The sequence below is a fragment of the Collinsella aerofaciens genome, assembly GCF_028209885.1.
Classification (GTDB): domain Bacteria; phylum Actinomycetota; class Coriobacteriia; order Coriobacteriales; family Coriobacteriaceae; genus Collinsella; species Collinsella aerofaciens_BA.
Window position 1 is genome coordinate 1 of the sequence record NZ_JAQLEM010000057.1, and the last position, 6781, is coordinate 6781.

A 6781-nucleotide genomic window follows, 5' to 3' on the forward strand; every position below is an offset into this window, starting at 1 on the left:
ACGTCCTGTAAAGGCGGAGCCTTGGCCCTCGGGGGCGGCCCTGATCTCGGGTTCCACGGACCCGATTTTTTTCGCCGAAGGGGTGTAAAATAAATGTATTGATAATATACGTCCTGTAAAGGCGGAGCCTTGGCCCTCGGGGGCGGCTGGTATGGGGGATGGTGTTCAGTGGCAGATCGCAAGAAGAAACCCGGGCATGATGACGCCTGGTGGGCAGCCCAGCGCCATGCCTACATAGAGAAGAACGACATCCTTCTGTCCGACTATCCGTCCTGGGAATGGGTCAGCCCGTACGATTTTTGGAGGACCATCTTCCCCGAGGGCTTCCTGCAGCCCCGCGGCGAGGAGGTCCCGTGGCGCGAGAAGGGCGGCGGCCATCCCAACGGCATCGCCATCCAGATCACCAACAGGACCAAGACGGTCAAGACCAAGACGGGCATCGAGCACGATGTCCCCGTGGTCGAGCGGTTCACGCTGACCGACGACCTCGACGGAGTTGAGGAGCGCGTCGTCGACTCGAACAGGAAGAACGAGTCCGTCTTTTGCGCACCCGTGTCGTATTTCGGCAAGAGCCGCGTTGCCGCGAACGCCCGGTTCCTGCACGCGTTCGCGATCGACCTCGACGGCGTCGGCGTGCAGGAGCTGAAGAACATGCTCAAGCAGTTCCGCAACGGCCGTGACCCGAAGCTCGCCGCGGACAAATGGGTGTCCCTCCCCCAACCGACCTTCCTCGTGAACTCGGGCACGGGCTTCCACCTCTACTACGTCCTCGACCAGCCGATCCCGCTGGTGCCGCGTGTCGTGCCATTTCTGCAGGAGTTCAAGGCGATGCTCACGGACTACATCTGGCGCGACACCGTCTCGACGCTCGAGGACGTCCAGCACCAGGGCATCTACCAGCCCTTCAGGATGCCCGGCACCCCGACGAAGCTGAACGGCAAGACCGAGAGATCGAAAATCAAGGACAAGTACGAGGCCGTGGCGTTCGTGCACAACGGCGAGGATGGGAAACCTTGGCTCTGCAGCATGGATTACCTGCTCGGATACGCCGGGGTCCGTGGCGGCAAGGACCGCGCCGAATTCATAGAGCTCATGCGCACCGCCGGGCGTACGCCCATCGAGCGCGCCAAGAAGCTCTGGCCGGAGTGGTACCAGGCGCGCATCGTCGAGGGCAAGGCCCCCGGCCGCTGGACCTGCAAGCGCGACCTGTACGACTGGTGGCTCGGCGAGGTCGAGACGAAGGCCACCGACCACCACCGCTACTGGTGCCTGAACGTGCTCGCGGCGTACGCAAAGAAGTGCGGTATCCCGTACGAGGAGCTCGAGGCCGACGCGCTCGCGCTCGTGCCGACGCTCGAGGACCTGACCGAGCGCGAGGACAACCACTTCACCGAGGATGACGCGCTCGCCGCGATTGCGTCGTATTACGACCCCATCATCCATAAGCTCACCCGCGACCGCATAGAGCGGCGCACCGCCATCGAGCTGCCGAAAAACAAGAGGAACGGGCGCAAGCAGGATGTGCATCTTGCTGGTGCCCGGGCTGTCCAAGAGGTCAATGACAGGTTCAACGGCACAAACTGGCGCGAGGGCAATGGACGAAAGCCAAAGGCCGACCTCGTCCGCGAATACGCCGCGGCGCACCCCGACGCCAACCATAGTGAGATCGCCCGTGCTCTCGGCATCTCACGCCCGACCGTCATCAAGTGGTTGCGCGATGTGCCGAAGGACGCCGCCGAGTCGGAAAAACCGAAGCCGGATGATCTGTACGAGCTGTACAACCCCGCGATGGTCGAGGTAAAATCATCGGGAACCGCCGTGAAACTTCCCGATGTTTCCCGGGAAACATTCCCGATTGACGATAGGTTGAACAATGGGCATAACGAAGCGTGAAATAGCGTCTGAACTGGGCGTCTCAAAGCGCACAGTCGCGAACTACATCGAGAAGCTGGGACTGGGAAACCATGTTTCACGAAACGGGAACACCGATTTTCTCGATGACTTTGCCGCCGCGGCCATCGCCGACGCCCTGAAGAACCCCGGCAAACCGTCCCGCCAGCCAGCCGACGCGCCCGCTGCACCCGCCCCGGACTCCCTGGTTGACTCCCTGGCCGCCCAACTGGAAATCGAACGGTCCCGCAACGCCGAGCTGATGGAGGCGCTTGCGGCCGAGCGCGACCGCGCCGCCCGCGCCGAGGCCGAGGCCAAGGCGCAACTCGCCGAGGCGAACGCCAGGGTCGCGGAGCTCGCCGGAAAGCTCGCATCGCTCGCCGAGCGCCAACAGGCGATCGCGGCCACGCCGTGGTGGCGCCGCGGCCGCATGGCCATGAAGCTGCTCGGGCCGGGGAGACAAGAATAGCGGGGCCCGCGAGTTTCTTAACGACTCGCGGGCCCTTTTCGCTCGGTCACTCCTCGCCTGCCGGCCAGTAGACCTCGCCGTCGACGTCGACGCGGTAGATTCCCAGGGTCGACGCCGCGATGTTGAAGAAGTCGAATGGATCCGCCGCGCGGTAGCCCTGCGCCGCCAGCTCCTCGGGCATCGCCGCCAGGGCGCGGACGAACTGGCGCGAGTCTGAGGTCGTACGCGCCGCGGCCTCAGACGCCGCGGCGTACCCGCGCTCATCGCCGCAGGCGGCGGCGCGGCTGTCGAGTGCGTCGCCGGGATCGTCCTCAAGTGCCGACCACAGTTCGACTTTCAGGCCGTCAGGGGAGACGCCCAAGTATTCCATGGTGATCGCTGCGCTGCCGTCGGCCCTGGTGTAATAGCTCTCGATCCTGCCGCGGCGAACGAACCCGGCGAACCTTCCTCCGTCTGAGTAGGTTACGGGGCGCCCCGCCGTGTCACGCTCGGGCGCGTAATAGAGTTTCACGTTCACTGTTGCTGGCCCCCGCCCTGCCTGCTGCCGCAGGCCGCGGCGATGTCCTCGCCTCGGGTCGATGTGCTGCCGTCGTTGTACCGCAGGCGCTGGTTCAGGACCTCGGACAGGATGGCGCGGCTGTCCTCGGTGTCGAACGTGAGGCCCGTGGCCTGTTCAAAGATGGCACCAACCTCGACCAGGCGGTGCGTCCTCGCCTTGCGCTCGGCCGCCGCCTGCCTCTGCTCGAGCTTCCTGATCTCCTTCTTGATCGCCGCAGCCTCGGCGGCCTTCTTCTCCGCAGCCGCCCTCTTCTTCGCGATCTGCTCGCTGATGGATGCCGTCATGCCCGTTCTCCTTCCGTCATGCCCGTTCTCCTTGCTTGTCGTGGGGTGTCATTCACTTGCAAGTTTACCCCAATGCGCCGTACAATTTCACTAGTGGGACTCGTCACTACCAGAGGTAGTGCGCACTTCGCAGTACTTTTGCCGCGGCAAAAGTCCAGCGTGGCGTGCGGTCCTGCGGACGGCTCTCCGCCCACTCCATCGCGCCCGTTCGCCTTGGGCGGCTCACGTCCACGGTGGAGGGGCTGCGCGGTCGCGTCCCGCTCCCTTGCGCTCCGCGCTGCCAGCGCCATTCGCCGACCGCGGCTCATGGCACCAGCACCGCTGCGCGGTCGCGTCCCGCTCCCTTGCGCTCCGCGCTGCCAGCGCCATTTGCCGACCGCGGCTCATGGCACCAGCACCGCTGCGCAGGGCGCGACTGCGCCCTTTGCCAAGAAAGGAACTCGACCGATGGCTATCTATCACCTGAACGTGCGCGGCTGCTCCCCTGCCACCGGGGCGGGGGCCGTCAAGAAGGCCGCCTACCAGTCAGGCCAGACACTCATAGAGGAGCGCACGGGCGAGGTCTGCGACTACGCCAGAAAGGAACGCGTCCTGGACGAGGGCCTTGCCCTTCCCGCCGGCGTCCCGCCCGTGGGCCGCGGCGAGCTCTGGAACGAGGCCGAGCGCGTCTGGGTCGAGGGCGGCGGCGGCAAGACGCTCGTCGCGAAACGCTACGAATTCGCGCTGCCGATCGAGCTCGACGAGGACGGGCGCCGCGCCTGCGTGCGCGACTTCTGCGGGATGTTCCCCGCGAAGGCGTGCGACTGGTCGATACATGATGACGGCAGCGGCGGGAACCCCCACGCTCACGTCCTCGTCTCCGCGCTCGACCTTGGCGCTCAGGGCTTCATCCAGAGGACCAAGGCCGAGAAGGGGCAGTGCTGGTATCTGTGCCAGGATGCACATGGGCAGCAGGCACCCATCCGCGCGACGGAGTGGAAGTCGGCCAAGGCCGCGGGGTGGCAAAAGTTGTACAACTTCGAGGACGGCCAGCGCAGGACCATGAAGCAGGCCAAGGCCGAGGGGCTTGGCACCAAGGATAGGACCAGCAAGAGGCCAGTGCAGATGCACCGCAGGGAGGGGCAGAGCGCCTACGCCGTGGGCCGCGAGGAGATGGACGAGGTGCGCGAGGCCTGGGCGAAAATCGCCAACAGGCATCTGGCAGCCGCGGCCGCGGCGGCGGGCGTTGTGCCACAGGTCATCGACCATCGCAGTAATAAGGAAAGAGGTCTGGCCGAGGAACCGACGATTCACGAGGGTGGCGTCGGCCTGATCGGGCATGCCGACCGTGTGAAGCAGAACGATGAAATCAGGGCCCGTAACGAGCGCCTGCGCGTTCTCCGCGCCGAATTGCGCCAGGAGGGTGCCGAGCTTGAGCGGCTGCGCGACGAGGTCGCGGCGCTCGAGCGCCAGCGCAACACCGCCGAGCAGGCGTGGCGCGTGCGTCCCAAGAAGGGCGAACGCAAGCGCAAGGCCGCGCTCGCGAAGCGCCGCCGCGTGGCCATGGCCACCGCTGCGGCCGCGGTTGAGGCCCAGCAGCGCGTCACTGCCGCGACTGCCGACCAGACCGACACCAAGGCCGAGATGCTGGGCCAGCTCGACGAGCAGATCGCGGCACTCGACGAGCAGATACGCGAGCTGCAGCGCGGCGGCGCGCCCGCGGCGCTGGGCGCGAGCCTGCGCAAGGCCGCCGAGCTCGCGGTCGAGCGCAAGCGCCTCGCCGACGAGCGCGACAGGCTCGCGGGCGAGGACCCCGCGCCTCGCAAGCCCGAGCCGCCGCAGGCCGAACAGAAACGCCCCCGCGGCCACAAGCACTAGCCGCCGCGGTAGCTTCAGCTACATCGGCGCCGGCTATGGCCATGACCGTTCGCGGCGGCAATCCCGCCGCCCGCGGTCGCCGCGGAGGTTGGCGAAAAAATATTTTTGAGGGGTCGCACGTGTAAATATACGCGTGCATGTGCGCCTGCGCGATGGCACGTCTGACCTGCGATAACTAGACTTTTTCGGACTTTTTCGGAGCCGTACGCTTAGGCTGCGCCACGGACGGTGGCGCAGGGTTCAAGGCAAGGAGGTTGTCATGGTCAGGGTTCGTCTTGAGGGCCTGCCCGACGAGGTTCAGCGCATCGCCGACGCGATGCAGGCGGCGGGGTGCGTTCTGGAGCGCTCCCGCGAGTACCCGAACCGCGGCGAGAGCAGGTACGTGCGCGTATACCTCGACTGCGATCTGCCCAAGGAGGTGAGCCGCCATGATTGAGATTGACGGCGTCGAGCTGCGCACCGCGGCACAGTGGGAGAAGAAGCACCGCCATGTCAAGAAAGGCCAGCTCGGAAATGGTGTGGAGCGCACTTGGCGCTCCCCGAACGGAAACACGACCGCGATGTTCTACAACATCGAGCAGACGCGCCCCTGGGCGAAAAAGGACGTCGAGGCGGTCAACCGCCGCCGCCGCGCCGACGCCAAGGCGAAGCGCGAGGCCGATGAGTGCGGGCGCATCGAGGGCGCCGCCCGCGCGGAACAGCATCGCAAAGACCTTCTCGATTGTTGGGGGGCTCACATCGACGAGGAAACCTTGCAGGAGGGCCGCCGCGACCACACCGCCTACCAGTGGTGCGATCTCGGCTTCGTCCCGATTGCCGAAGCTCGGTGGCGGCTTACCCGATACGGAGGCAATTCCGCATGGTATTACTGCTCTCCCTGGGATGTGCGCTATGACCCAGACCGCGCCAAGGAGCTGCTGGAGACGGGGCCGCGCGAGTACGACAGGCTGCCCGACGGTCGTCCGTACGATGGGCGTCCGTGGTGGCAAGCGTAAAAACGGGGAGGGTCAAAACCCCTCCCCGTTTCGTTAGCGGTGTCGACCCGCCTACCTGCGAGTCCTGTAGACCTTGCTTCGGTGGTCAACATCGACAACAAGGATGACGAGAACATCGTCCTCGATATCGGCGACTATCCGATAGTCACCGACCCTGTAGCGCCAGAGACCTGACTTGTTCTCGGTCAATCCCTTTCCCATGCTTCTCGGGTCTTCGAGCTGTGAAATCTCATGAAGTTTCGCCACGATCCTCCTGGCGATCTGCTTGTCCAGCTTCTTCATCGAACGCTGGACGTCCTTGTCGATCTCAATCCGCCAAGCCAAGGCTTTCCTCCAGCTCGTCGAGCGTCACGGTCTCAAGCCTGCCGGCCCGGTAATCCTCGACCTTCTTCAATAGGCCGTATTCGTACTCAAGCCTGTCAATCTCGGCAGCGAGCGCTTCTGTCATGTAGAAAGTCTTCGTGCGTCCCGTTGATTTCGCCAAACGGTCGTACCTGATTGCCAAGTCCTCGGGCATCCTCAATGCCGCGGTAGCAGTTGCCACGGTGCACCTCCCAATCATCTGTATAACACGTTATACATTCTAGCACACCATTCGCCGTATAGGTGTAAAACACGTTATACAGATGGCCGCAGGGGTGTAAAATAACTGTATTGATAATATACGTCCTGTAAAGGCGGAGCCTTGGCCCTCGGGGGCGGCCCTGATCTCGGGTTCCACGGACCC

9 protein-coding genes are annotated in these 6781 nt (G+C 64.8%); 5 read left to right on the forward strand and 4 right to left on the reverse strand.

The genetic code is table 11. From position 1 onward, the window contains the following. Positions 1–168 precede the first annotated feature (168 nt). Positions 169–1893 (forward strand): hypothetical protein, encoded by a 1725-nt coding sequence (locus PMX21_RS09740; RefSeq protein WP_271759266.1) that lies wholly within the window; start codon positions 169–171, stop codon positions 1891–1893. Continuing rightward, complete coding sequence (locus PMX21_RS09745) at positions 1874–2359, forward strand: HTH domain-containing protein (protein ID WP_271749011.1); 486 nt, start codon at positions 1874–1876, stop codon at positions 2357–2359. Before PMX21_RS09740 ends, PMX21_RS09745 begins: the two co-directional genes overlap by 20 nt. A gap of 46 nt (positions 2360–2405) precedes the next feature. On the opposite strand, the gene PMX21_RS09750 is transcribed toward PMX21_RS09745, so the two are convergent. Continuing rightward, positions 2406–2876 (reverse strand): hypothetical protein, encoded by a 471-nt coding sequence (locus PMX21_RS09750; protein WP_271749012.1) that lies wholly within the window; start codon positions 2874–2876, stop codon positions 2406–2408. Continuing rightward, the gene (locus PMX21_RS09755; protein ID WP_271749013.1) at positions 2873–3202 is read right to left on the reverse strand and encodes a hypothetical protein; all 330 of its coding nucleotides are present in this window, start codon (positions 3200–3202) and stop codon (positions 2873–2875) included. Before PMX21_RS09755 ends, PMX21_RS09750 begins: the two co-directional genes overlap by 4 nt. A 306-nt stretch (positions 3203–3508) precedes the next feature. Here PMX21_RS09755 and PMX21_RS09760 point away from each other — a divergent pair, with 306 nt between their 5' ends. The 3 genes from PMX21_RS09760 (at position 3509) to PMX21_RS09770 (ending at position 6054) form a co-directional block, all read left to right on the forward strand. After that, complete coding sequence (locus PMX21_RS09760) at positions 3509–5059, forward strand: MobA/MobL family protein (RefSeq protein WP_271759267.1); 1551 nt, start codon at positions 3509–3511, stop codon at positions 5057–5059. 259 nt (positions 5060–5318) lie between these two features. After that, a complete protein-coding gene (locus PMX21_RS09765; protein ID WP_156599998.1) occupies positions 5319–5495 on the forward strand; it encodes a hypothetical protein in 177 nt (58 codons plus the stop codon). Continuing rightward, positions 5488–6054 (forward strand): hypothetical protein, encoded by a 567-nt coding sequence (locus tag PMX21_RS09770; protein ID WP_271749015.1) that lies wholly within the window; start codon positions 5488–5490, stop codon positions 6052–6054. Before PMX21_RS09765 ends, PMX21_RS09770 begins: the two co-directional genes overlap by 8 nt. A 51-nt stretch (positions 6055–6105) precedes the next feature. On the opposite strand, the gene PMX21_RS09775 is transcribed toward PMX21_RS09770, so the two are convergent. Continuing rightward, the gene (locus tag PMX21_RS09775; protein ID WP_232219801.1) at positions 6106–6336 is read right to left on the reverse strand and encodes a type II toxin-antitoxin system RelE family toxin; all 231 of its coding nucleotides are present in this window, start codon (positions 6334–6336) and stop codon (positions 6106–6108) included. A gap of 25 nt (positions 6337–6361) precedes the next feature. After that, positions 6362–6598: a type II toxin-antitoxin system RelB family antitoxin gene (gene relB, locus PMX21_RS09780; RefSeq protein ID WP_084591886.1), complete on the reverse strand. Its 237-nt coding sequence runs from the start codon at positions 6596–6598 to the stop codon at positions 6362–6364. Between the last annotated feature and the right edge of the window lie 183 nt (positions 6599–6781).